This is a genomic window from Streptomyces smyrnaeus (assembly GCF_017676345.1).
Classification (GTDB): Bacteria; Actinomycetota; Actinomycetes; order Streptomycetales; family Streptomycetaceae; genus Streptomyces; species Streptomyces smyrnaeus.
Genome location: NZ_JAFFZM010000017.1, coordinates 198,908 through 222,184, shown reverse-complemented (window position 1 = coordinate 222,184; position 23,277 = coordinate 198,908). Strand labels below are relative to the sequence as shown.

The 23,277-nt window shown below is 72.6% G+C and carries 19 protein-coding genes; 9 read left to right on the top strand and 10 right to left on the bottom strand.

Translation table 11 applies throughout. From position 1 onward, the window contains the following. Positions 1–212: 212 nt before the first annotated feature. Positions 213–3,692 carry a DNA polymerase III subunit alpha gene (locus tag JW613_RS26335; RefSeq protein ID WP_209213387.1) on the top strand — a complete coding sequence of 1,160 codons (3,480 nt, stop codon included), beginning with the start codon at positions 213–215 and terminating at the stop codon, positions 3,690–3,692. Beyond that, on the top strand, positions 3,689–4,693 hold the full coding sequence (locus JW613_RS26330) for a DNA polymerase Y family protein (RefSeq protein ID WP_209213386.1): 1,005 nt from the start codon (positions 3,689–3,691) through the stop codon (positions 4,691–4,693). Before JW613_RS26335 ends, JW613_RS26330 begins: the two co-directional genes overlap by 4 nt. Positions 4,694–4,813: 120 nt before the next feature. On the opposite strand, the gene JW613_RS26325 is transcribed toward JW613_RS26330, so the two are convergent. Further along, complete coding sequence (locus tag JW613_RS26325) at positions 4,814–7,126, bottom strand: heavy metal translocating P-type ATPase (protein WP_209213385.1); 2,313 nt, start codon at positions 7,124–7,126, stop codon at positions 4,814–4,816. Positions 7,127–7,392: 266 nt separating this feature from the next. Here JW613_RS26325 and JW613_RS26320 point away from each other — a divergent pair, with 266 nt between their 5' ends. After that, on the top strand, positions 7,393–8,298 hold the full coding sequence (locus tag JW613_RS26320) for an esterase/lipase family protein (protein WP_209213384.1): 906 nt from the start codon (positions 7,393–7,395) through the stop codon (positions 8,296–8,298). A 22-nt stretch (positions 8,299–8,320) separates the two neighbouring features. On the opposite strand, the gene JW613_RS26315 is transcribed toward JW613_RS26320, so the two are convergent. Then, positions 8,321–8,968 carry a pyridoxamine 5'-phosphate oxidase family protein gene (locus JW613_RS26315; RefSeq protein WP_209213383.1) on the bottom strand — a complete coding sequence of 216 codons (648 nt, stop codon included), beginning with the start codon at positions 8,966–8,968 and terminating at the stop codon, positions 8,321–8,323. Between the two features lie 93 nt (positions 8,969–9,061). Beyond that, positions 9,062–10,066, bottom strand: a complete 1,005-nt coding sequence (locus JW613_RS26310) for a lytic polysaccharide monooxygenase auxiliary activity family 9 protein (RefSeq protein WP_209213382.1) — start codon at positions 10,064–10,066, stop codon at positions 9,062–9,064. Positions 10,067–10,480: 414 nt separating this feature from the next. Between JW613_RS26310 and JW613_RS26305 the strand changes: the two genes are divergently transcribed. Continuing rightward, a complete protein-coding gene (locus JW613_RS26305; protein WP_209213381.1) occupies positions 10,481–11,677 on the top strand; it encodes a MarP family serine protease in 1,197 nt (398 codons plus the stop codon). A gap of 39 nt (positions 11,678–11,716) precedes the next feature. Here JW613_RS26305 and JW613_RS26300 read toward each other — a convergent pair whose 3' ends face one another. Continuing rightward, on the bottom strand, positions 11,717–12,649 hold the full coding sequence (locus JW613_RS26300; protein ID WP_209213380.1) for a GNAT family N-acetyltransferase: 933 nt from the start codon (positions 12,647–12,649) through the stop codon (positions 11,717–11,719). A 94-nt stretch (positions 12,650–12,743) separates the two neighbouring features. Here JW613_RS26300 and JW613_RS26295 point away from each other — a divergent pair, with 94 nt between their 5' ends. Beyond that, on the top strand, positions 12,744–13,136 hold the full coding sequence (locus JW613_RS26295; RefSeq protein WP_307866039.1) for a GntR family transcriptional regulator: 393 nt from the start codon (positions 12,744–12,746) through the stop codon (positions 13,134–13,136). 173 nt (positions 13,137–13,309) lie between these two features. Here JW613_RS26295 and JW613_RS26290 read toward each other — a convergent pair whose 3' ends face one another. Then, positions 13,310–13,936: a hypothetical protein gene (locus JW613_RS26290; protein ID WP_209213378.1), complete on the bottom strand. Its 627-nt coding sequence runs from the start codon at positions 13,934–13,936 to the stop codon at positions 13,310–13,312. Between the two features lie 114 nt (positions 13,937–14,050). Next, complete coding sequence (locus tag JW613_RS26285; RefSeq protein ID WP_245226316.1) at positions 14,051–15,265, bottom strand: DUF5925 domain-containing protein; 1,215 nt, start codon at positions 15,263–15,265, stop codon at positions 14,051–14,053. Positions 15,266–15,561: 296 nt separating this feature from the next. On the opposite strand from JW613_RS26285, the gene JW613_RS26280 reads away from it, so the two are divergent. Beyond that, on the top strand, positions 15,562–15,828 hold the full coding sequence (locus JW613_RS26280) for a hypothetical protein (RefSeq protein WP_099879189.1): 267 nt from the start codon (positions 15,562–15,564) through the stop codon (positions 15,826–15,828). Positions 15,829–16,020: 192 nt separating this feature from the next. Here the strand turns inward: JW613_RS26280 and JW613_RS26275 are convergent, their stop codons facing one another. Both JW613_RS26275 and hmgA read right to left on the bottom strand, forming a co-directional pair. Beyond that, positions 16,021–16,782, bottom strand: a complete 762-nt coding sequence (locus JW613_RS26275; protein WP_209213403.1) for a GntR family transcriptional regulator — start codon at positions 16,780–16,782, stop codon at positions 16,021–16,023. 90 nt (positions 16,783–16,872) lie between these two features. Beyond that, a complete protein-coding gene (gene hmgA, locus JW613_RS26270; RefSeq protein ID WP_209213402.1) occupies positions 16,873–18,270 on the bottom strand; it encodes a homogentisate 1,2-dioxygenase in 1,398 nt (465 codons plus the stop codon). Positions 18,271–18,476: 206 nt separating this feature from the next. Between hmgA and JW613_RS26265 the strand changes: the two genes are divergently transcribed. The 3 genes from JW613_RS26265 (at position 18,477) to JW613_RS26255 (ending at position 21,790) form a co-directional block, all read left to right on the top strand. Beyond that, positions 18,477–19,895, top strand: coding sequence for an aldehyde dehydrogenase family protein (locus tag JW613_RS26265; RefSeq protein WP_209213377.1), 1,419 nt, complete (start codon positions 18,477–18,479; stop codon positions 19,893–19,895). 87 nt (positions 19,896–19,982) lie between these two features. Next, positions 19,983–21,068 carry a zinc-binding dehydrogenase gene (locus JW613_RS26260; RefSeq protein ID WP_209213376.1) on the top strand — a complete coding sequence of 362 codons (1,086 nt, stop codon included), beginning with the start codon at positions 19,983–19,985 and terminating at the stop codon, positions 21,066–21,068. 86 nt (positions 21,069–21,154) lie between these two features. Then, a complete protein-coding gene (locus JW613_RS26255; RefSeq protein ID WP_099879181.1) occupies positions 21,155–21,790 on the top strand; it encodes a TetR/AcrR family transcriptional regulator in 636 nt (211 codons plus the stop codon). Here the strand turns inward: JW613_RS26255 and JW613_RS26250 are convergent. Both JW613_RS26250 and JW613_RS26245 read right to left on the bottom strand, forming a co-directional pair. Beyond that, positions 21,771–22,235 carry a MaoC family dehydratase gene (locus JW613_RS26250; RefSeq protein WP_209213375.1) on the bottom strand — a complete coding sequence of 155 codons (465 nt, stop codon included), beginning with the start codon at positions 22,233–22,235 and terminating at the stop codon, positions 21,771–21,773. The two genes, JW613_RS26255 and JW613_RS26250, sit on opposite strands and share 20 nt — an antisense overlap. A gap of 290 nt (positions 22,236–22,525) precedes the next feature. After that, positions 22,526–23,107: a hypothetical protein gene (locus JW613_RS26245; protein ID WP_209213374.1), complete on the bottom strand. Its 582-nt coding sequence runs from the start codon at positions 23,105–23,107 to the stop codon at positions 22,526–22,528. Positions 23,108–23,277 lie beyond the last annotated feature (170 nt).

Genomic DNA, 23,277 nt, shown 5'->3' with positions numbered 1-23,277 from the left:
CACGACCCCTCGGCGGCAGCCGAAAACGCAAGGGGGCGTGCCCCCACAACAGGGGGCGGCGGCAGCCGGAGGGGGTCAGGGGGCGGAGCCCCGAGGGAGGGGGCACTCTGGTGGGGGTGGTATTCGAATAAAGTTTCGAGAGCTGGTTTATTGTGGTGGCTCAGCATGGAGAGGGGGGGACCGAAGCAGAAGGTGAGGTGGCGGTAAGGGCGATGCCAGACTTCACACACCTGCACGTGGCCTCGGGCTTCTCCATGAGATACGGCGCCTCCCACCCCGAAACCCTCGCCGAGCGCGCCGCCGCGCGAGGCCTGGCGGCGGTCTCCCTCACCGACCGGGACACCCTCGCGGGTGCCGTCCGTTTCACGAAGGCGTGTGCCCGCAACGGAGTGCGCCCGGTGTACGGGGTCGAGCTCGCGGTCGAACAGTCGGTGGAGCGGGGTGGCGCGCGGGCCGGAGGGCGACGTCGTACACCGGTCAGAGGCGGGAGCTTTGTCGATGAATCGGCCCAGCGAGCCGTCTTCCTCGCCCGGGACGGCGCCCACGGCTGGGCCGAGCTGTGCCGGATGATCACCGCGGCGCACGCCGATGTGCAGGGCACCCATGGCAAGCCCCTCCTTCCCTGGGCGGCGCTGCGCGGTGAAGCCGTGACCGTGTTGCTGGGCGCCGACTCCGATGTCGGCCGGGCCCTCGCCGCGGGGCGCCCCGACCGTGCCGCGGCCCTCCTCGCCGGGTGGCGGGAGGTCTACGGTGACGCGCTCCGGCTCGCCGTCACCGCCTCCGGGCCGCTGCGGGAGGCCGCCAGGGCGCTGGGGCTGGCGGCCGGGGAAGGGGTCAAGCCGGTGCTGACCAACGCCGTGCGCTACGCCGATCCGGCCGCACCCGGCGACGAGGTGAACGTCGCCGATGTCCTGGATGCCGCCCGCCGCCTCGTCCCCGTCGACCCGCGCAAGGGTCTCGACAGCGGTGAGCGCTGGCTGAAGGGGCCGGGGGAGATGGCGGAGGCGGCGGAGCGGATCGCCGAGGCCGCCGGGTACGGGCCCAGCACTGCGCGCCGGCTGCTCGCTCTCACCGAGGAGACCGCGGCGGCCTGCCGGGTCGATCCGGAGGAGGATCTGGGGCTGGGGCGGGTGCACTTTCCCGAGCCCCGGCTGGCCGGGACCGGCGACCGTACGGCGGTGCGCGCCCTGCGCTCGCGCTGCGCCACCGCGATGGTCACCAAGCGCTACGACAAGGAGCCGCGGCGCTGGCGGCGGCTGGACGATGAGCTGGCCATCATCGAGGGGCTCGGTTACTCCTCGTACTTCCTGACCGTGGCGCGGATCGTCGAGGACGTGCGGGAGAGGGGGATCCGGGTCACCGCGCGGGGGTCGGGCGCCGGGTCCTTCGTCAATCATCTGCTGGGTATCGCACATGCCGATCCGGTCGAGCACGGGCTGCTGATGGAGCGGTTCCTCTCGCCACGCCGGGCAGAGCTGCCGGATATCGACATCGACGTGGAGTCGGCCCGCCGGCTGGAGGTCTACCGCGCCATTTTCGAACGCTTCGGCGAGGAGCGGGTGGCCACCGTCGCCATGCCCGAGACCTACCGGGTACGGCACGCCATTCGCGATGTGGGTGCTGCCCTGGGGCTGGATCCGGCCGAGACCGACCGGCTCGCCAAAGCGTTCCCGCACATCAGGGCGCGGGACGCGCGCGCGGCGCTGGCCGAGTTGCCGGAGTTGGAGAAGCTGCGGCAGGAGGGGGCGCCGACGGAGCACGGGGAGCGGTTCTGGGAACTGGTCGAGGCGCTGGACGGGCTGCCGCGCGGGGTGGCCATGCACCCGTGCGGGGTGCTGCTCTCGGACTCGTCGCTGCGTACCCGTACGCCCGTCGTATCCACCAGCGGTGAGGGCTTCGCGATGGCGCAGTTCGACAAGGACGACGTGGAGGACCTCGGGCTGCTCAAGCTGGATGTGCTGGGCGTACGGCTCCAGTCGGCGATGGCGCACGCGGTCGCCGAGGTGGAGCGGGCGACGGGGGAGCGGATCGAGCTGGGTGCCGTTGCGGAGGGCGACCGGGCCACCTATGAGCTGATCCGCGCGTCCGAGACGCTGGGCTGTTTCCAGATCGAGTCGCCGGGCCAGCGCGAGCTGATCGGGCGGCTCCAGCCGGAGACCTTCCACGATCTGGTGGTCGACATCTCCCTCTTCCGGCCCGGTCCGGTCGGTGCCGACATGGTCCACCCCTTCATCGAGGCCCGGCACGGGCGGCGCCGTATCCGTCATCCGCACCCGGCGCTGGAGGAGCCGCTGGCCGAGACGTACGGGGTGGCGATCTTCCATGAGCAGGTGATCCGGATCCTCTCCCGGCTGACCGGCTGCGACCGGGGCCGGGCCGACGAGGTGCGGCGGGTGCTCAAGGACGACGAGCAGCGGCCGGGCGCGAAGCTGTGGTTCGAACGGGCGGCCGCGCGGCAGGGGTTCGCGCCGGAGGTGGTCGCACACGCCTGGGAGATCGTGGAGTCCTTCGGTTCGTACGGGTTCTGCAAGGCGCACGCGGTGGCGTTCGCCGTGCCGACCTACCAGTCGGCGTGGCTGAAGGCGCATCGGCCTGCTGCTTTCTACGCCGGGCTGCTGGAGCACGATCCGGGTATGTATCCCAAGCGGCTGCTGCTGGCGGACGCGCGGCGGCGCGGGGTGCCGGTGCTGCCGCTGGATGTGAACCGGTCCGCGGTCGCTTATCGGATCGAACTGGAGTCCGATTCCGGGGTGTGGGGGCTGCGCCTCGCGCTCGCCGAGGTGCAGGGCATCAGCGAGGCCGACGCCGCCCGGATCGAGGCCGGGCAGCCCTACGACTCGCTCAGCGACTTCTGGCGCCGGGCCCGCCCCTCCCGGCCCGTGGCCGAACGCCTCGCCCAGGTCGGCGCGCTGGACGCCTTCGCACCCGGCGGCAACCGCCGTGATCTGCTGCTGCACATCGCCGAACTGCACCGTGCCCAGCGCGCGGCCGGGGCGCGCGAGGGGCAGCTGGCGCTGGGGGAGAGCCCCGGTTCCCCGGGCGGGGCCCCGCAGCAGGCCGAACCCGCCCAGCTGCCCGACCTGGACAGCGGCGAACGCCTGAGTGCCGAACTCGAGGTCCTCGGCATGGACACCTCCCGCCATCTGATGGCCGACCATGTCGCCTTCCTGCGGGAGCTGGGCGCGCACTCGGCCCGCTCCCTGCGCTCGGCCCGGCACGGTGAGACGGTGCTGATCGCGGGTGCCAAGGCCGCCACCCAGACCCCGCCGCTCGCCTCGGGCAAGCGGGTCGTCTTCACCACCCTGGACGACGGCACCGGCCTGTCCGACCTCGCCTTCTTCGAGGACTCGCACGCGGCCTGCGCCCACACCGTCTTCCACTCCTGGCTGCTGCTGGTGCGCGGCGTCGTCCAGCGGCGCGGCCCGCGCAGCCTCACCGTCGTCGGCTCCGCCGCCTGGGATCTGGCCGAACTGGTCGAACTGCGCCGCGAGGGCGGTCTGGAGGCGGTCACCGCGCGGTTGGGGGAGGAGCCGGCGCAGGGCCGGGGAGATCCCGGGCCCGGCCGCACCATCGAGGTCGCCCCCGGCTACGAGATGCACCCGTGGGCCGACCTCCGCCCCGCCGGTGAGACGGCGGGCTCCGCCAAGGCGCTCCGCAAGATGTGGCACTCCAGCATGGGGAGCGCGGGATGAACGACGGACCGGAGCACCACGCACCGGGTGAACCGCATGTGCTCTATGTGCACTTCGGCGCGCCCGAACGCTACGACGCCCTCCTCGCCCTGCTCACCGACATCACCCCCCTCGTCCAGGCCCTCCCGCCGGACGCGGCGCTCGCCGATGTCCGGGGCGCGCTGCGGTACTTCGGGCGGGACGCCGCCGAACTGGCGCGGCTCGTGCGGCTGCGCGCGCTCGCCCTGTACGGCGCCGACTGCACCGTCGGCGTCGCCGCCAGTCCGCTGCTCGCCCGGATGGCGGCGCAGGCGGGGGAGCCGGGGCAGATACGCGTGGTACGCCCCGAGGAGGCAGCCGACTTCCTCGACCGCAGACCGGTGGCCGCGCTGCACGGGGTCGGCCCGGCGACAGCGCGGACGCTGTGCGCGTACGGACTCGACAGCGTCGGCCGGCTCGCCGCCGCACCGCCCGCCACCCTCCAGCGCATCCTCGGCGCCGCGGCGGGCCGACGGCTGCACGAGCGGGCCCGGGGCATCGACCCCACCCCCGTCACTCCGACGGCACCGCCGCGCTCGGCGAGCGCGGAGCACCGCTTCGAGCGGGACGAACTGGATGCCGCACGGCGCCGCGGCGTACTGCTCACCCTCGCCGACGAGCTGGGGTTCCGGCTGCGCGCCGAGGCGCAGGTGACGCGGGCCTTGACGCTCACCGTCCGCTACGCCGACCGTTCGGCCACCACCCGCACCCGGGCGCTGGCCGAACCCACGGCGCACACTCCCGCGTTGGCCGCCGCGGCCTACGCGTTGCATGACGCGCTGGCCCTCCAACGGGCCCGGGTACGGGGGGTCGCCCTGCGTGCGGAGGAGTTGACCGCTGCCGAGTCGGCCGCGCGGCAGCTCTCGATCGACGGGAGGGAGGAGAAGGCCCGCCGCGCGGAGGCGGCTGCCGATCGCGCCCGCCGCCGCTTCGGTGCTTACGCGGCCCGCCCGGCCGGCTCGGACCCGCCGAGGGCCGCCTGAGGGGGTGCCCCTGCCCGTCGTCCACGGGCTGCGGGCGCGTCGTGGCTTGTCGCGCAGTTCCCCGCGCCCCTGACGGGGCGCGGGGAACTGCGCTGGGAAGCCCCCGCGCCGGGTATGCAATTACTCCGTGGCGCGGAACCGCCGCAGCCGCAGGCTGTTGCCGACGACGAACACCGAGGAGAACGCCATGGCCGCACCCGCGATCATCGGGTTCAGCAGGCCCGCCGCGGCGAGCGGCAGCGCGGCGACGTTGTAGGCGAAGGCCCAGAAGAGGTTGCTCTTGATGGTGCCCAGGGTCCGGCGGGAGAGCCGGATCGCGTCGGCGGCCGACCGCAGATCCCCCCGTACCAGGGTGAGGTCGCCGGCCTCGATGGCCGCATCGGTGCCGGTGCCCATCGCCAGGCCCAGATCGGCCTGGGCGAGCGCGGCCGCGTCGTTGACGCCGTCACCGACCATGGCGACCGAACGGCCCTCGTCCTGCAGCCGCTTGACCACGCCGACCTTCTCCTCGGGCAGCACCTCGGCGATCACGTCCTGGGCGGGGATGCCGACCTCGGCGGCCACCGACTCGGCGACGGCACGGTTGTCGCCGGTGAGCAGCATCGGCGTCAGGCCCAGCCCGCGCAGCCGCCGGACGGCCTCGGCGCTGCTGGGCTTGACCGCGTCGGCGACCTCGACGACGGCGCGGGCCGCACCGTCCCAGGCGACCGCGATGGCCGTACGTCCGGCCCGCTCGGCCTCCTCCTTGGCGGCTGCCAGCGGTTCGGGCAGCTCCAGCGCCCAGTCCTGAAGCAGCTTCTCGCGCCCGACCAGTACCGCGTGGCCCTCGACGACGCCCTGGACGCCGAGCCCGGGGACGTTGGCGAAGTCCTCGGGGACGGGCAGTGTGCCGTACTCCCGTTCGGCTCCCTTGGCCACGGCCTGCGCGATGGGGTGCTCGGAGGCGTTCTCCAGTGCGCCCGCCAGCCGCAGGGCCTCCTCCTGGGTGGTTCCCTCCGCCACATGCGTGGCCAGCAGTGTCATCTCGCCGGTGGTCACGGTGCCGGTCTTGTCCAGGACAACCGTGTCGGCCCTGCGGGTGGTCTCCAGCACCTCCGGGCCTTTGATCAGGATGCCGAGCTGGGCGCCGCGTCCGGTGCCGACCATCAGCGCGGTCGGGGTGGCCAGGCCCAGGGCGCAGGGGCAGGCGATGATCAGGACGGCGACGGCGGCGGTGAAGGCCGCCGTCATCCCGGCGCCGCTGACGAGCCAGAAGCCGAGGGTGGCCAGCGCGAGGACGATCACCACCGGGACGAAGACAGCCGAGATGCGGTCCGCGAGTCGCTGCGCTGCCGCCTTGCCGTTCTGCGCGTCCTCGACCAGCTTGGCCATTCGCGCCAGTTGGGTGTCGGAGCCGACCCGGGTCGCCTCGACCACCAGCCGGCCGCCCGCGTTGAGTGTGGCGCCGGTGACGCTGTCGCCGGCGGCGACCTCGACGGGTACGGACTCGCCGGTGAGCATCGAGGCGTCCACGGCGGAGCTGCCCTCGACCACGGTGCCGTCCGTCGCGATCTTCTCGCCGGGGCGGACGACGAAGCGGTCACCGACGGCCAGCTCCTCGGTGCGGATCAGCACCTCGCGCCCGTCCCGCAGGACGGTCACCTCCTTGGCACCCAGCTCCAGCAGTGCCCTGAGCGCCGCGCCCGCCTTCCGCTTGGAGCGGGCCTCGAAGTACCGCCCGGCCAGGATGAAGGCGGTGACGCCGGCGGCGGCCTCCAGATAGATGTTCCCCGCGCCGTCGCTCCGCTCGATCGACAGCTCGAAGGGGTGCGTCATCCCGGGCATGCCCGCGGTGCCGAAGAACAGCGCCCACAGGGACCAGAGCATCGCGGCCGAGGTGCCGAGCGAGATGAGGGTGTCCATGGTGGCCGCGCCGTGCCGTGCGTTCGTCCACGCGGCGCGGTGGAAGGGCCAGGCGCCCCAGACGACGACGGGCGCGGCGAGGGTGAGGGACAGCCACTGCCAGTACTCGAACTGGAGGGCCGGGATCATCGCCATCGCGATGACCGGCACCGCGAGGACCACGGAGCCGATCAGCCGCTCACGCAGGGTGCGCAGCTCGTCGCCCCTGTCGCTGTCGTCGGTGGCGCCCGGCCCGCCTTCTCCCGGCTCCGTTCCGGTGCGCCGGGGCTCGGGCGGGGTGGCCGTGTAGCCGGTGGCCTCGACGGTGGCGATCAGGTCGGCGACCTGGACGCCCTCGTCCATGTTGACCTTGGCCTTCTCCGTCGCGTAGTTGACGCTGGCTGTGACACCGGCCATGCGGTTGAGCTTCTTCTCGACGCGGGCGGCGCAGGAGGCGCAGGTCATGCCGCCGATCGCCAGCTCGACCTCGGTGCCGGGGGCCGGGCGTGCGGTGTCCGTGGTGCTCTCGGTGCTCTCGTGCGTCGCGGTCATCGTCTCTCCTCGGCGGTGCCCGGTGGAGTTCCGGGTCACAAGTGTCTCCGCACTACTGTGTCATACCCGCCAGGGGTATCGGTAGCGCCGAGGTCATGTATACCCCCTTGGGGTATCTGGCGCAAGGTTTCCGGTGATGGGTCGACCGCCAGGAAGTCCTGGAATTCGTTGTGCGCGACCACTGGTCAGCGACCTTACTCGCGCGTAAGTTGACGGCGATTCAACAGCTCCGCTCCCCCCATCTCTCACCCCACGAGGAGCCGGACATGAAGCTGAAGCCGTCAGCGCTGGCACCGCGACGCCTACGCAGATCAGCGGCCACCACCGCGGCCATGGCGGTCGCGGTGGTGGCACTGCCCGCCGCCACCCTCACCGCTCCCGCCGACGCCGCCTCTCCGGACACGGCGGTGACCAGCCGGTCGGCCGGTGGCTGGAACGACTACTCCTGCAAGCCCTCGACCGCGCACCCCCGCCCCGTCGTCCTGGTCCACGGCACCTTCGGCAACTCCGTGGACAACTGGCTGGGGCTCGCCCCCTACCTGGTCGAACGCGGCTACTGCGTCTTCTCCCTGGACTACGGACAGCTGCCGGGCAAGCCCTTCTTCCACGGCCTGGGCCCCATCGAGGACTCCGCGAAGCAGCTGGCCGCCTACGTCGATAAGGTGCTCGCCGCCACCGGCACCGAGAAGGTCGACATCGTCGGCCACTCGCAGGGCGGCATGATGCCCCGCCAGTACCTCAAGTTCCTCGGCGGCGCCCCCAAGGTGAACGCGCTCATCGGTATCGCCCCCAGCAACCACGGCACCACGCTCAGCGGTCTGGCGCGGCTCGCCGACCAGTTCCCGCCCATCGGCGACGTGGTCGACGAGATAGGCCCGGCGCTGCTCCAGCAGAAGGAGGGCTCGGACTTCCTCAAGAAACTCAACGCGGGCGGCGACACGGTGCCCGGCGTCAAGTACACCGTGATCGCCACCAGGTACGACCAGGTCGTCACGCCCTACAAGACGCAGTTCCTCGACGGCCCGAACGTGAAGAACGTGACGCTCCAGGACCTGTGCCCGCTCAACATCTCCGAGCATCTGGCCGTCGCGCTCGCCGACCGGATGGCGTGGCACGAGACGGCGAACGCGCTCGACCCGGCCCACGCCACCCCCACCACCTGCCTGTCCTGAGGCAGGGCCGGCCGCCGGGGTCTCAGCCCTCGGTGTAGATCTTCTCGCCGTACTTCGGCCCGTAGTACTCCTCCAGGAACTCCAGGGAGTCCCCGGGCCGGTCGAGGGCCTTGGCCAGCCGGGCGCGGTTCGGCAGCGCGTCCGGCTGCCAGGTCTCCGGCTGCCAGGTGCCCGAGCGCAAGAACGCCTTGGAGCAGTGGTGGAAGACCTCGTCGATCTCCACCACCAGCGCCAGCTTCGGGCGGTTGCGCCGCGCCACCATCTCGTCGAGGAACGGCGCCTCCCGCACGATCCGGGCCCGCCCGTTGATCCGGAGGGTGTCGCCGCGGCCCGGCAGGAAGAAGATGAGGCCGACATGCGGGTTGGACAGGATGTTGCGCAGCCCGTCGATGCGCTTGTTGCCCGGCCGGTCGGGGAGGGCGATCGTGCGCTCGTCCAGCACCTTGGTGAACCCGGGCGGATCACCCTTGGGGGAGACGTCGCAGCTTCCGTCGGCCGCCGAGGTGGCGACGAGGCAGAACGGCGAGTGCGCCAGCCAGTCCCGGTCCAGCTGGTGCAGTGCGGTGCGGGTCTTGGTCACCGCGTGGGAGGCCGGCTCCCCGACCAGGGCGCGCAGCTCCTCCTCGCTGGTGACCTCCACCATCGCTTCTGTCGCCGACTGTCCCGTCATGAACGCTCCGCCTCTCGGTCGCTGTGACGGCAACGAGCGTACGGCGCCGTTCTCCCCGTCGCGACGGGGAGAACGGCGCCGGCTGTGCACCCGTCAGCCGCGGGACCTGGCGGCCCGGCGGCGGGCGGTGGCGAAGAGCACCCCGGCACCGGCCGCGAGGACGGCGGCGCCGCCGACGGCGAGCGGGGCCGTGCTGTCGTCGCCGCCGGTCTCGGCGAGGTCCGCCTTCTCGGCCCCGCCGTTGGGCTCGGGCGCGTTGGGCTCCGAGCTCGTGGCCGGGTCGTCTCCCTTGGCGGCGTCGTGTGTCGTGGTGCCGTGGCCCGCGTGGTTCCCCGCGCCGTGCTGGTCGCCGCCGTGGCCGCCGTGGTCCACGGTCGACTTGTCCATGCCCGCCTCGATCTGCTTCTCGTCGGGGGTCTTGGGCTCGCTCGCGGCCGCCGGGCCGCCCTTGCCGCCGAAGGTCACGTCCGAGCAGGTGTAGAACGCCTCCGGGCTGTCCGAGCGCTGCCAGATGCTGTAGATCAGATGGCGCCCCGACTTCTTCGGCACGGTGCCGTCGATGACGTAGCTGCCGTCCTTCAGCGTCGGGTCGGTCGCCTTGGCGAACGGCTCGGACTCCAGGTCGGACCACTTGAGCGGCTTGGCCGGGTCGTAGCCGTCCTTGGTGATGTACAGCTCGAAGCTGCCCTTGTGCGGTGCCGTGGCCTTGTACTTGAAGGTGTGCTCGCCCGGCTTCATCGCCGTGGCCGGCCAGTCGGCGCGGGGCAGGTCCAGCCCCTTGTACTTGTCGCGGCCCGCGCTGCACAGCTTCCCGTCCGGGATGATCTGCCGGTGCTTGCCCGCCGCGTCGGGAATGTTGACCTCGTTCCAGTCGTAGAACGCCTGCGTCCCACTGGCGGCGACCGCGGCCTTGCACGCCGCCGACTTCGGGCTCTCGGGTCCCTCGGCGAAACAGGTGGAGACCCGGCTGACGGGGTCCTCCATGGAACCGTGCGCGGCGGCGGGGGCGGCCGTCGCCAGGGTGAGCGCGAGCGGGACGACGCCCAGTGCGACGAAACCCGCGGCCTGGCGTCCTGCGGCCGTGCGGCGAACGGTCATATGAATCGGCTCCTTGTCACGGGGACGTGGTGCCACGCGCACGTGGCAGGTGGGGGTCCGGGACGGGAGCGGGCGGCACCGCCTCCCCGCGGCCCACCGGCGAGCCCGCCCCGGCGCCCAGCACGTTAGCCACGTCGAGGGCCGAAAGACGCGCGTCACCGCCTTCTCCGGTGATCTTTAGGACTCGCTTAAGGCGCCGCTAAGCACCCGAACAGACACGGCGGCCGGAACCCCGTCCCGCCGGGCCTTCCGGCAGCGCGGGTCGTAGCGACGGTGCGGGTGCGATTCCGCACAGGGGGAACCGCGAGCTGGAGTTGTGCGTTTTTCTCCCTGAACGCCCCGCCTGGCCGTGGCCGCACGCAGCGGAGAAGGCGACGGACGCGGCGGCGATGAGCGCGAAGGGAGGGAGTGGCCGTGAATCTGCTGGATCTGCTCCTGATCTTCGCAGCGCTCGCCTACGCCGGTTCGGGATTCCGCAGGGGACTGGTCGCGGGGCTCATCTCGCTGGCCGGTTTCGTCGGGGGCGCGATCCTCGGCGTCTGGCTGCTGCCCTTCGTCCTCGACCTCTCCGAGCGGGGGACGACCACCGCCACCGTCCTGGCCCTGCTGACCGTGCTGGCGCCCGCGCTCGCCGGGCACGCGCTGGCCTCGCAGTTCGCCTGGCGGATACGCCACGCGCTCAGCCGCACCCCCGCCCGCTGGGTGGACGGAGTGGGCGGCGCCCTCGTCAACGTCGTCGCCGTGCTCGTCGTCGGCTGGGTGGCGGGCAGTGCGCTTGCCGCCTCCCCCTCGCCGGCGCTCAACCAGGCCATAAGGGGCTCCACCCTGTTGGAGGGCGTGCACGAGCGGATGCCCAGCAGCGCGGCGACCTGGTTCAACCGGGCCACCGGCGCGCTCACCACGGCGGGCTTCCCACCGGTCTTCAACCCGTTCGAGCAGGAACCCGGCGCCTCGGTGCCCCAGCCGTCCGGCGACGCCGTCACCAGGGCGGCGACGGCCGCTGCCCAGCGCAGCACCGTCAAGGTCGAGGGCGTCGCCGACGTGGACGGCGGCCGGCAGGGGCAGGAGGGCAGCGGCTTCGTCTACGCCCGCGGCCATGTGATGACCAACGCGCACGTCGTCGCCGGGGTCGAGGCGCCGACCGTCCGCGTCGGCGGCGTCGGGCGGCCGTACGAGGCGCAGGTCGTCCTCTTCGACGCCGAGAAGGACATCGCCGTCCTCAACGTGCCGGGCCTCGACGCGCCCGCGCTCCGCTTCGCCGGCGATGCCACCCGGGGCGACCAGGCCGTGGTCGCAGGTTACCCGGAGAACGGCGGCCTCGACCTGCGGGCCGCAGCCGTGGCCGCCCGCACTCCGGCGCGCGGTCAGGACATCTACGGAGGCGCGCTGACCACCCGCGACATCTACGCGATACGTTCCCAGGTGCGGCCGGGCAACTCCGGCGGCCCCCTGCTGACGCCCGGCGGCCGGGTCTACGGGGTCGTCTTCGCCCGCTCCACCACGGACGCCGGAACCGGCTACGCGCTCACCGCCGACCAGGTCCGGGACGCCGCGCGGCAGGCCGCGGACTCCACCACAGCGGTCGACACCGGGGACCGCTCGGCCTTGTGAGACCTGGCAGCCGACGCCCGCCCGACGGCTTGCGCCCCCTCACAGCGGTTTGACGCAGCGCCACTCCGTGGCGACCTCCGTGTAGCCCAGGCGCTGGTTGACGGCCAGCATGGGCGCGTTGGCCGCGTCGTTGCCGGTGAAGGCGTGGGCGTACCCCGCGGCGCGGGCCCGGCGCAGGGCGGCCAGTTTGGCCAGCCGGGCCAGCCCCCGGCCGCGGAAGGCGCGCCGGGTGCCCGTCATCCCCGACCAGTAGCGGTCCACCCCGTCGGTCTGCGCCACGCTGTACGCCGCGACCTGCCCGTCCACCAGGGCCACACTGCTCAGTTCGGCGTCCCAGTCGGGCCGTCGCCAGTTGTGCCGCAGCCACACCTCGTACGGGGTGCGGCCCACCCTCAGGTCGCCCGGCTCGTCGGCGGCGCACTCGGTGTCCGCCTCGTGCAGCGGCCGCAGCGCGTCGCCGAACTCGGCGACCCTGTGCAGGGTGACGCCCGTGGGCAGCGGATCGGGCAGTTCGGGGAGGACGGCGCGGCGCAGGTCGAGTCCGAGGAAGCGGGCCCGCCGGGAGCGGGTGTAGCCGTGACGCGCGGCGAAGCGTGCGGCGCGGCCCTCGTCGGCCACCCAGCTGTGCACCCGCCGCACGCCGAGTGCCGCCAGATACGCCTCACCCGCGGCCACCAGCGCCGATCCCACGCCCCGGCCGACCGCGCCCGGCACCACGGCCGTGTGCAGAAAGCCCTGCGGCGGCTCGGTGCCCCCGGCTACCAGCCCCGTGTCCGCGCAGCCCGCGACCGTGCCGTCCGGCCGCTCCGCGACCAGCCGGCGCAGCCGTTGGCCGACGGACGCGTGCGCCACCTCCCAGCAGAGCGTCCCCGCGGTGCAGACGAGGTAGGGAATCGTCGCGCGGCGGACCCCGGCGACGGACTCGGCGTCCCGCGGATCGTCGGTGCGGAAGGCGCGGACCGTGAGCGTCATGCCCCGGAGGCTATGCCGTGGCCCGGCGTGCCGCCTCCCGTTTCCCCGGGGTGGGGGAGAATCGGCCCGTAACCCCTCGCTCTTCGGAGGATTCGTGCCGCGGAACCCATCGAACGCCCTGCGCATCACCCTCGACGCCGACGCGCCGGAGGCGCCCTACGAGCAGGTGCGGGCGCGTATCGCCGCGCTGGCCCGTGGCGGCGAGCTGCCCACGGGCTACAAACTCCCGACCGTGCGGGGCCTGGCGGAGGAGCTGGGGCTGGCGGCGAACACGGTCGCCAAGGCGTACCGCGCGCTGGAGGCCGATGGCGTCATCGAGACCCGGGGCCGCAACGGGACCTTCGTCGCCGCGACGGGCGGTGTCACCGAGCGCGAGCTGGCCGAGGCCGCCCAGACCTTCGCGGCCCGTGCCCGGCGGCTCGGCGCCGACCAGGACGCGGCGCTGGCCGCTGCCCGGGAGGCGCTACGCGCGGCGTACGGTACGTGAGGGGTTGCCCCGCGGATCTTGTGTCCCCCTCACCTGGTCTGGTCAGCGTCTGCCTTCGTCTGGTGTTTGCAGGCTGCGGGTGTGTTGTGCTTGCGCGCGCAGTTCCCCGCGCCCCTTACGGGGCGCGGGTCCTTGCTGTGCTTGCCGGGTACGCAAGATCTGAGGGGCGCCTTTCAGAGGCGGGCCGCCGCCTTGGTGGTCGTGGTGCGGAAGGCCGCGACCGGGGCGTGCTCCAGTGTGCCCATCTCCGCCCAGCGGACCACGGTGACCTTGGCTCCCTTGCGGATCACCGCGAACATGTTCACCCCGTGCTCCGACTCCGGCGGCGCGGTGTGGACTCCGTAGATGTGGGCGCTGTCCCCCGCGTCGACGGTGCCGTAGTCGTCCCAGGACGCCGTGCTGCCGGGGTTGTTCCGCAGCCAGTCGGCCGCGCAGTTCGCCACCCGCTTCTCGAGCGCGGCCGCCAGCTTGCCGGCCGCCTTCGGAGCTTTGGTGACGACGCTGACCTGGGCGGCGTGCGTGTCGTACTCGGTGCCGAAGAGCCGGTGGTAGGTGCCGGCCTTGTCGGGGATCGCACCGTCCACACAGAACGGCTCCGGGTCCGGGAGTCCCTTGCCGACCGGGCCCGCGTACCACGGCGAGGTCTGGTGCGGGGGCAGGTCGTCGGCGGTCAGAAAACCGGGCGCCGTGGCCCGGGGCGTAGCCGGGGCCGCGGTGGCGGTCGCCGTCGCGGCGGTGAGCAGGGCGGCGGTGGCGGCCGCTGTGGTGGTGGCCGTGCCGACGATGGAGCGAGAGCGCATGAGCGGGTCCTCCCCCTGGGCGGGCTGTTGTGGGAAGAGACCCTTGAGCGCGGTCGATGGTTGTCCGGAACGGGGCCTGCCGGTCACCGGCACCGACCAGGCCCCGCCGGACCGTCACAGATACAGGCCCGAGCCCTCTCGTTCCTGGTGGGGGACGCCCGTCGGGCGCTTGCCCTTCTTGAGGGCGTACAGCTCGGCCAGCGTGGCGCCGTCCCGGCCGATGCCCTCGTCGGTGCCGAGCCAGCCGACCGCCTCCTCGCGGCTGAGCGAACCCACCTCGATCCTGGCCAGGCACCGCCCCGGCCGGACCACCGCCGGGTGCAGCCGTTCCAGATCCTCGTTGGTGGTGACGCCCACCAGCACGTTGCGACCCTGGCCGAGCAGCCCGTCGGTGAGGTTCAGCAACCGGGAGAGCGCCTGGCCCGCCGCGTACTTGGCCTCGCCGCGGATCAGCTCGTCGCAGTCCTCCAGGAGCAGCAGCCGCCAGCGTCCGGCCTCCGGGTCGGAGTCGTCCGAGCCGATGGCGATGTCCATCAGATAGCCGATGTTGTTGAACAGGTGCTCGGGGTCGAGGACGCAGTCGACCTGGCACCAGTCGCTCCACGAGCGGGCGAGCGTGCGCAGCGCCGAGGTCTTGCCGGTGCCCGGCGGGCCGTGCAGCAGCAGGAGGCGGCCGGAGATCTCGTCCGGGGTGACCTTCATCAGGTCGTCCATGGCGGTGGCCACCCGCGCCGTGTAGTTCTGCCGCACATCGGCCCACGACCCGGCGCTGATGGTGCGGGAGGTGCGGCGCGGGCCGCGCATGGGGGAGTGGTACCAGAACCCCATGGACACCTGGTCGTCCTGGGGCTCGGGTTCGTCCTCCGCGCCGTCCACGGCCTGCTTCAGCCGCGCTTCGGCCAGCTCGTCGGTGACCGCCGTGACCGTCACCTCGGCGCCGCGGTTCCAGCGGGAGACCCGTACCGTCCAGCCTTCTCCCTCGGCCAGGACCGAGCCGGAGTTGTCGTCCTTGGCCTCGCGCAGCACCTGCGCGCCCGGCGGCAGCAGGGTGCGACCCTTCTTGACGCGGTCGACGGTGTGGCTGCGCGAGTACGGCTGTTCCCCCAGGGTGAACCGGCCCAGGAAGAGGGCGTCGATGATGTCGCTGGTGGAGTCGCTGTCGTCGATCTGCAGCCGGGAGACCAGTGCCTGCTCGGGTGCGGTCGGAGCCGGGGAGGCGGCCGACGCCTCGCTCGGAGCGGGGCTCGGGGCAGGGGTGGTCGGGGGCGTCGTCGAGGTCTCGGAAGCCAGGGCCGCACTCCTGTCGTCGGGTCGGCGGTCGGTACACATGACCGCCATGTTCCGGCATGATGGCCACACTCGCACGCGGGTTTAGCGGCGCGCCACCCGCGCACCGAAAGGTGACGTCCGCCCCCTGTGTGCGCCGGTCGGCTTCCGAACTCCGACTGATGTGTCCGTATTTATGGGGTTTCCCGGGGTGCCCAGCAGGTGCCGGGACGGCGTACCGTGTTCCTCAACAGCCTTGTGGGGCAGGTGAATGCTGTGGCCGGGATACACGCATGTCGTAGTCGGGAGATAGGGTTACTCTGCCCGGGCCGGGTGCCCTCGTACGGGTGGGGAGTGACATGGAACAGATAACAGTCGGCAGCAGGGCACGTGTGCCCGCGATCAAATGCGGTACCGGCGCGACGAGTTCGCGCCTCGACCGGCACCTCTCCGTGCTCGCAGGTCCCGCCGTCCCACAGGGCGAGACGGAGGACGCGACGACGCTGATGCGTGAGATCACGCAGCGCGACGCGGTGCGGAGCCGGGCGAGCAACCGCGGTGCGCGGGTCTCGCTCTTCGCCCCGCTGCGCAAGCTGCGCCGGACGCTCTTCGGCGGGCGCGGCTGAAGGCGGCCGCCGGACTGTTCCTTCGCGGAATCCCCGCGGAATCTGCGGATCTCCGCGGACGGTCCCGGCGGCCGTTCTCCCTCCCGCTGCCCCGCTCCACCGTCCCCGCCCCACCGTCCGCGGCCCGCACCCGTCGCGGACCTCGCGTCCCGTCCCCCGCTGTGGCCGCCCCGGCTCCCGGCCCGGTTCGGCTCAGTCCGTCACGTTCTCCAGCGTGACGGAGAAGGCGAAGCGATCGCCCCGGTAGTGGATGCGCACCACGTCCACCACCCTCCCCTCCCCGTCGTAGGTCACCCCCGTGTAGTGCAGGATCGGGCTCAGCAGCGGCACCTGCAGCAGGCGGGCCGTCTCCGGATCGGCCAGCCGGGCCTCCACCGTGTCCGTGATCCTGCTGATGCGCACCCCCACCCCGTCGCGCAGCACCTTCGTCATGGGCCAGCCGCGGCGCAGGTCCGCCGGGTCGATGTGTTCGGCCACGTCCTGGCGGATGAGGTTGAGTGCCCAGTTGGTCGGCTCGCCGCTCTCCCGTTCGCAGCGCAACCTGCGGTAGGCCATCGCCTCGGACTGGCCCGGGAAGTGCTCGGCCAGATCGGCGGGCACCGGTTCCGGGCCGTGCCCCAGCAGTGTGGTGGGCTCCCCGGACTGCTGTGCCACGATCGTGTCCACCGAGCCCAGCAGCCGCACCGGCCGGGAGCGGCGTACGTCCGGCTCGATGAAGGTGCCGCGCCGCCGGTGCCGGCTGATCAGCCCTTCCGCCTCCAGTTCCTTGAGCGCCTGGCGCATGGTCAGCACGCTGACCCCGTAGTGCCCGGCCAGCTGGTCCTCGGGCGGCAGCCGGTCCGGTGCCTGTGGCGGGCGGCCCAGTATGGAGGCGCGGAGCGACTGCGAGACCTGGTACCAGAGCGGCAGCTTCCGGTTCAGCTCGACGGAATCCGGGGTGAACAGCGGCGACATGAGGGGTGCCTCCACGGGTGCGGTCGGCCCCTTGGCGGCCGGTCCCGGCCGGGCGGGTCCGGGTCCGGACCGCCGGGGGACGTCAGGACGTCAGGTGGCCGGGAAGTGGCGCTCAAGACCCTGCCACACCGCGTCGTAGTCCGGCTGCAGTTGGTCGGCACCGGCCGCCTGCGCGGTGAGCGCGATGGGCCAGCGGGTCTCGAACATGAAGGCCAGCCCGTCGTCGATCTTCTGCGGCTTCAGCTCGGCGGCCGAGGCCCGCTCGAAGGTCTCCCGGTCCGGGCCGTGCGCCGACATCATGTTGTGCAGCGAGCCGCCGCCGGGAACGAAGCCCTCCGCCTTGGCGTCGTAGGCGCCCTCGACGAGACCCATGTACTCGCTCATCACGTTCCGGTGGAAGTACGGCGGGCGGAAGGTGTCCTCGCCCACCAGCCAGCGGGGCGCGAAGACCACGAAGTCGACGCCGGCCAGTCCGGGGGTGTCCGACGGCGAGGTCAGTACGGTGAAGATCGAGGGGTCGGGGTGGTCGTAGCTGATGCTGCCCAGCACATTGAAGCGCCGCAGGTCGTAGACGTACGGCAGATGGTTGCCGTGCCAGGCGACGACATCCAGCGGCGAGTGGTCGTAGACGGCCGCCCACAGGTTGCCGCAGAACTTGTTGACCACCTCGACCGGGCCCTCCACGTCCTCGTAGGCGGCCGTGGGCGCCAGGAAGTCCCGGGCGTTGGCCAGCCCGTTGGCACCGATCGGACCGAGGTCGGGCAGGGTGAAGGGGCGGCCGTAGTTCTCGCAGACGTAGCCGCGCGCGCTCTCATCGAGCAGCTCGACGCGGAAGCGCACCCCGCGCGGAATCAGTGCCACATGGCCCGGCTCGGCGCGCAGCAGGCCGAACTCGGTACGCAGCAGCAGCCCGCCGTGCTCGGGGACGATCAGCAGTTCACCGTCGGCGTCGCTGAAGACCCGCTCGGTCATCGAGGCGTTGGCGGCGTACAGGTGCACCGCCATACCGCTGCGCTGCCGTGCGTCTCCATTGCCGCCCAGCGTCCACAGGCCCGCCAGGAAGTCGGTGCCCTGGGGGTGCCCCCTGCTCGAAGAGCTCGGGGGAGGGACGGGCAGCGGGCCCCAGCGCAGCCGGTTCGGGTCGGGGACCGTCTCGTCGAACGGTGCGCTGCGCAGCGCACCGTTGTCGGTGCGGGTGAAGCGGGGGTGGGCTGCCGAGGGGCGGATGCGGTAGAGCCACGAGCGGCGGTTGTGCGCCCGGGGCTCGGTGAACGCGCTGCCGCTCAGCTGCTCCGCGTACAGCCCCAGCGGGGCACGCTGGGGCGAGTTGCGGCCGAGGGGGAGTGCGCCCGGTTCGGCCTCGCTGCTGTGCTCGTTGCCGAATCCGGACAGGTACGTCAGGCCCGCGGCCGTCTTGCGTGCCTGCTCCGCTGTCCGGCCGGTGGATGTGCTGGTCGTGCTGGTGGTGCTGTCGGTGCCCTGGCCCATCGCCAACTCCCGCCGCATCATGGATTCCTGTGTAGGACCATAGGAATAACGGGGGGCTCCGTCAACGCACCACGCTCCGGGGCGGGTGCGCCGCGCATCCGGGGCCCCGTGCGTCACACGCGTTGCTCCGCGGTCGGCCGTGCGGTGATCCAGGGCACTTCGACGCCGTGCTGACACCTAGCTGACTCGACAGTAGGTTTGCTCCCATGAAGGCACACGACGGCATGTACATCGACGGCTCCTGGCGCCCCGCCGCGGGTACCGGGACGATCGAGGTCACCAACCCCGCCGACGGAACCCTGCTGGCCACCGTCCCCGCGGGCGGGCCCGAGGACATCGACGCGGCCGTGCGCGCCGCCCGCGCCGCGCTGCCCGGCTGGGCCGCCACCCCGCCCGCCGAACGCGCCGCGCGCCTCGGCGCACTCCAGCAGATCCTGGTGGACCGGCGCGAGGAGATCGCCGAGACCGTCACCGCCGAGCTCGGCTCGCCGCTCACCTTCTCGCGGAAGGTGCACGCCGCCGTACCGATCGCGGTCTGCGCGAGCTACGCCGAGCTCGCGGCCGAGTACGCCTTCGAGGAGAAGACGGGCAACTCACTGGTGCTGCGGGAGCCGGTCGGTGTCGTGGGTGCCATCACGCCGTGGAACTACCCGCTGCACCAGATCGTCGCCAAGGCCGCACCGGCCCTGGCCGCCGGCTGCACCATGGTGCTCAAACCGGCCGAGGACACCCCGCTGGTGGCCCAGCTGTTCGCGGAGGCCGTGCACGAGGCGGGTGTACCCGCCGGTGTCTTCAACCTCGTCACCGGGCTCGGCCCGGTCGCCGGGCAGGCGCTGGCCGAGCACGAGGGTGTCGACCTGCTCTCCTTCACCGGCTCCACCGCCGTCGGCCGCCGCATCGGCGCGCTCGCGGTCTCCGGTGTCAAGCGCGTCGCGCTCGAACTCGGCGGCAAGTCGGCCAACGTCATCCTGCCCGGCGCCGACCTGAAGAAGGCGGTCAAGGTCGGCGTGGCCAACGTGATGGCCAACTCCGGCCAGACGTGCAGCGCCTGGACCCGGATGCTGGTGGATGCCGAGCGCTACGAGGAGGCCGTACGGCTCGCCGCCGAGGCCGCCGCCAAGTACGTCGCCGGGAACCCTCTGGACGAGGCCGCCCGGGTCGGCCCCGTCGTCAACGCCAAGCAGCGCGAGCGCGTCACCGGCTACATCAGGCGCGGCCGGGAGGAGGGCGCCCGGCTCGTGGTGGGCGGGGCCGAGCCCCCCGAGGGGCAGCAGCACGGCCACTATGTGCAGCCCACCGTCTTCGCCGACGTCACCCCGGAGATGACGATTGCGCAGGAGGAGATCTTCGGGCCCGTGCTGTGCATCCTCAAGTACGAGGACACCGAGGACGCGCTGCGCATCGCCAACGACACCGTCTACGGCCTCGCGGGCGCCGTGTGGTCCGAGAACGAGGAGGAGGCCGTCGCCTTCGCCCGCCGTATGGAGACCGGGCAGGTCGACATCAACGGCGGCCGGTTCAACCCCCTGGCGCCCTTCGGCGGCTACAAGCAGTCGGGCATCGGACGGGAGTTGGGGGTCCACGGCCTGGAGGAGTACCTGCAGACCAAGTCCCTCCAGCTCTGACCGCTCCGCCGCCCACTCCGTCCCCCCGGTCCCCACGTCCCTTCCGCCCGAGGCCGTCCCCGCCCCGCACCGTCCCTTGGAGCTCCCATGGTTCGCGCCGCTGTACTGCCCGCTGTCTCGGCACCGCTTCAGGTCACCTCGATAGCCCTGCCGGACCCCGGTCCCGGACAGGTGCGGGTGCGGCTCGCCGCCGCCGGGGTCTGCCACTCCGACCTCTCCCTCGCCAACGGCACCCTGCGCCAGCCCGTACCGGCCGTCCTCGGGCACGAGGGCGCGGGCACCGTCGTCGCGGTGGGGGACGATGTGCTGGATGTCGCGCCGGGCGACCGCGTGGTGCTCAACTGGGCGCCGAGCTGCGGCGAGTGCCACTTCTGCGCCCAGCTGTCCGAGCCGTGGCTGTGCGTCCGCGCCAACGAGGCCACCACCACCCCGTACGCGAGCACCCGCAGCGGTGACGGCCTCTACCCCGGGCTGAGCGTCGCCGCCTTCGCCGAGGAGACGGTCGTCCCCCGACGCGCGGTCCTGCCGCTGCCCCCCGGGGTGCCGCTGGAGGACGCGGCGCTGCTGGGCTGCGCCATGCTCACCGGATACGGCGCGGTGCACCACAGCGCCCGGGTGCGGGTGGGGGAGTCGGTCGCGGTGTACGGCGTGGGCGGGGTGGGCCTGGCCACCCTGCAGTCGGCGCGGCTGGCGGGTGCCGGACAGATCATCGCGGTGGATGTCTCCCCGGAGAAGGAGGAGATGGCGCGGGCCGCCGGGGCGACGGACTTCGTCGTCGCCGGCGAGAAGACCGCCAAGGCCGTACGGGGGCTGACGGAGGGCGGTTTCGGCGTGGACGTGGCCATCGAGTGCGTGGGCCGCGCGGCGACCGTCCGGGCGGCCTGGGACTCCACCCGGCGCGGTGGGCGCACCACCGTCGTCGGTATCGGCGGCAAGGACGAGCAGGTCTCGTTCTCCGCGTTGGAGATCTTCCACTTCGCCCGGGAACTGCGGGGGTGCGTCTACGGGGACTCCGACCCCGCCCGGGATGTCCCGGTGCTGGCCCAGCATGTGCGGGACGGGCGGCTGGAACTCGGGTCGCTGGTGACCGAGCGGGTGGGGCTGGAGGGCGTCGGCGCCGCCTTCGACGCCATGCGGGCCGGGCGCGGTGGCCGCACCCTGGTGGTGTTCTAGGCCCTCGGCGGCGGAGCGGCGCCCCGGTGCGAACGGGGGCGGGGTGGATGGCTAAGCAGCCGCTCAGCGCACAGTAAGCTGGCCGGATGACGACGGGTGAGATCGACGAATCCTTTGGCGGCGTCACCCCGGACGCCGCCCGCCGCCTTCTCCTGGGCGCCGTCCAGGCATTCGCCCAGCGGGGTTTCCACGCCACCACCACCCGCGACATCGCCGGTCGTGCGGGGATGAGCCCGGCGGCGCTCTACATCCACTACAAGACCAAGGAAGAGCTGCTCTTCCACATCAGCAGGGTCGGCCACGAGCGCTCCGTCGCGGTGCTGGAGGAGGCCGTCGAGGGCGCGGCCGACAGCGCGGAGCGCCTCGCCCACGCCGTCCGCGCTTTCGTACGCTGGCACGCGGAGCACCACACGACCGCGCGCGTCGTCCAGTACGAGCTCGCCGCGCTGGGGGAGGAGCACCACGCGCAGATCGTGGTGCTGCGCCGCCGCAGCGAGGAGATCCTGCGCCAGGTCCTGGAGGACGGCGTGCGGGCGGGCGAGTTCGACATCCCGGACATCCGTGGTACGGCACTGGCGGTGATGTCGCTGTGCATCGACGTCGCCCGCTGGTTCAGCCCGCAGGGCCGCAGGACGCCGGACGAGATCGGCGAGCTGTACGCCGATCTCGCCCTGCGGATGGCCGGCCACCGGGCCGCCGGGGTCACCAGTAGTAGCGGCTGAGGCTCTCCGCCACGCACACCGGCTTGTCGCCGCCCTCGCGTTCCACGGTCACCTGCGCGGCGACCTGCACGCCGCCGTCGGGGGTCTCGCTGACGTCGGTCAGTGTCGCCCGGCCCCGCAGTCGGGAGCCGACGGGCACGGGAGCGGGGAAGCGCACCTTGTTGGTGCCGTAGTTGACGCCCATCTTCACGCCCTCGACCCGCATGATCTGCGGGACCAGGGCGGGCAGCAGCGAGAGCGTCAGATAGCCGTGCGCGATGGTGCTGCCGAAGGGCCCCTCGGCGGCGCGCTCCGCGTCCACATGGATCCACTGGTGGTCGTCCGTGGCATCGGCGAACAGGTCGATCCGCTTCTGGTCCACCTCCAGCCAGTCGCTGGTGCCCAGCTCCTGACCGACCGCGTCCCGCAGTTCGTCGGCCGAGGTGAAGACCCGGGGTTCCGCCATGGAAACAACCTCCCACGCAGCTGTGTCACGGAGCAGATGCCTCAGATACCGGAAGACGAGCACCGAATAAGCGGTTGCTCAGCATCTGTCACGTCAGCATGCCAGCCGCGCCGGGCAGGGCGCCACCCCGAGCCGCACCCGCACCGGAACCGCATCCGCACCCGGCACCCGAGCCGCACCCGGCACCCCGCGTCTCGTACCGGTGCATCTGGCCTCTCGTACCGGTCCCGCCCGCCCCCGGTCCCGCGCCGGAGTTCTGGCGGCCCGGCGTCAGCCCCGGGGCGGCCGTGTCAGCCCTGGGAGGGCAGCGGACTGCTGAATCCCAACCGGGAGCCGGTGGTCTGGCGGTGCGGACTGCGACTCTCGCGGCGACCGGCTCCGTCGGTACGGATCTCCGTCCGAACTCCCCGGTCGATCCGCAGGCCACGGCGTTGCGGAGGCGTGTCGAACAGGTCGTCCGTCATGGCGATCATGCGGCGCAGCACCTCGGCCAGCCGGGGGGTCGGCGGCTGGGTGGGATCGCACCGCATCAGCGATCGGCCGCCCCACGTTCTGCGGTGCCACTCGTCGAGCGCGGTGGGCTGTCTGATGCCCTTGCGCTTCTCCCGCTTGCGGCGGGCCGCGACTTCGGACTCGTAGGCGAGCCAGACCGCGCGGGCCTCCTCCAACTCCTCCAGCGCCGCGACGAGCAGTGCGGGGTCCGGTTCCCGGTCGTCGGGATGGAACCCGGCGTTCGCGCACAGGTGTTGCCAGGTGGCGCGGTGGCCGTAGGGGGCGAACCGCTCCAGGCACTTGCGCAGCGCCTGCCGTCGCTGGGACGGGTCTCTGTCTGGATCACGGACTTGTCGGGCGAGCGCTCTGAAACCGGCCAATCATCCCACCTCCGGCGGAGAGGACCCGTGTCGTCGGGGATGTGACGTACGACCCCGCTCTTCGGATCCGTCTCCGGCGATGCTTTTTCGCGCGGAGAGCGCGCACTTGCTTCGGCGTGGCGGATTACCCCGGATGTGGCCCTCTATTCCTGTAAGGGTCGGTTTCCCGC

What these genes read in the sequence shown, in the direction of transcription:
- JW613_RS26300 (WP_209213380.1), bottom strand. Translation starts at nt 12,649, where the DNA reads ATGACGCTCACGGTCCGCGCCTTCCGCACCGACGATCCGCGGGACGCC.
- JW613_RS26285 (WP_245226316.1), bottom strand. Translation starts at nt 15,265, where the DNA reads ATGTGTACCGACCGCCGACCCGACGACAGGAGTGCGGCCCTGGCTTCC.
- JW613_RS26265 (WP_209213377.1), top strand. Translation starts at nt 18,477, where the DNA reads ATGAAGGCACACGACGGCATGTACATCGACGGCTCCTGGCGCCCCGCC.
- JW613_RS26280 (WP_099879189.1), top strand. Translation starts at nt 15,562, where the DNA reads ATGGAACAGATAACAGTCGGCAGCAGGGCACGTGTGCCCGCGATCAAA.
- JW613_RS26320 (WP_209213384.1), top strand. Translation starts at nt 7,393, where the DNA reads ATGAAGCTGAAGCCGTCAGCGCTGGCACCGCGACGCCTACGCAGATCA.
- JW613_RS26315 (WP_209213383.1), bottom strand. Translation starts at nt 8,968, where the DNA reads ATGACGGGACAGTCGGCGACAGAAGCGATGGTGGAGGTCACCAGCGAG.
- JW613_RS26255 (WP_099879181.1), top strand. Translation starts at nt 21,155, where the DNA reads ATGACGACGGGTGAGATCGACGAATCCTTTGGCGGCGTCACCCCGGAC.
- JW613_RS26330 (WP_209213386.1), top strand. Translation starts at nt 3,689, where the DNA reads ATGAACGACGGACCGGAGCACCACGCACCGGGTGAACCGCATGTGCTC.
- JW613_RS26335 (WP_209213387.1), top strand. Translation starts at nt 213, where the DNA reads ATGCCAGACTTCACACACCTGCACGTGGCCTCGGGCTTCTCCATGAGA.
- hmgA (WP_209213402.1), bottom strand. Translation starts at nt 18,270, where the DNA reads ATGGGCCAGGGCACCGACAGCACCACCAGCACGACCAGCACATCCACC.
- JW613_RS26290 (WP_209213378.1), bottom strand. Translation starts at nt 13,936, where the DNA reads ATGCGCTCTCGCTCCATCGTCGGCACGGCCACCACCACAGCGGCCGCC.
- JW613_RS26325 (WP_209213385.1), bottom strand. Translation starts at nt 7,126, where the DNA reads ATGACCGCGACGCACGAGAGCACCGAGAGCACCACGGACACCGCACGC.
- JW613_RS26250 (WP_209213375.1), bottom strand. Translation starts at nt 22,235, where the DNA reads ATGGCGGAACCCCGGGTCTTCACCTCGGCCGACGAACTGCGGGACGCG.
- JW613_RS26260 (WP_209213376.1), top strand. Translation starts at nt 19,983, where the DNA reads ATGGTTCGCGCCGCTGTACTGCCCGCTGTCTCGGCACCGCTTCAGGTC.
- JW613_RS26275 (WP_209213403.1), bottom strand. Translation starts at nt 16,782, where the DNA reads ATGTCGCCGCTGTTCACCCCGGATTCCGTCGAGCTGAACCGGAAGCTG.
- JW613_RS26310 (WP_209213382.1), bottom strand. Translation starts at nt 10,066, where the DNA reads ATGACCGTTCGCCGCACGGCCGCAGGACGCCAGGCCGCGGGTTTCGTC.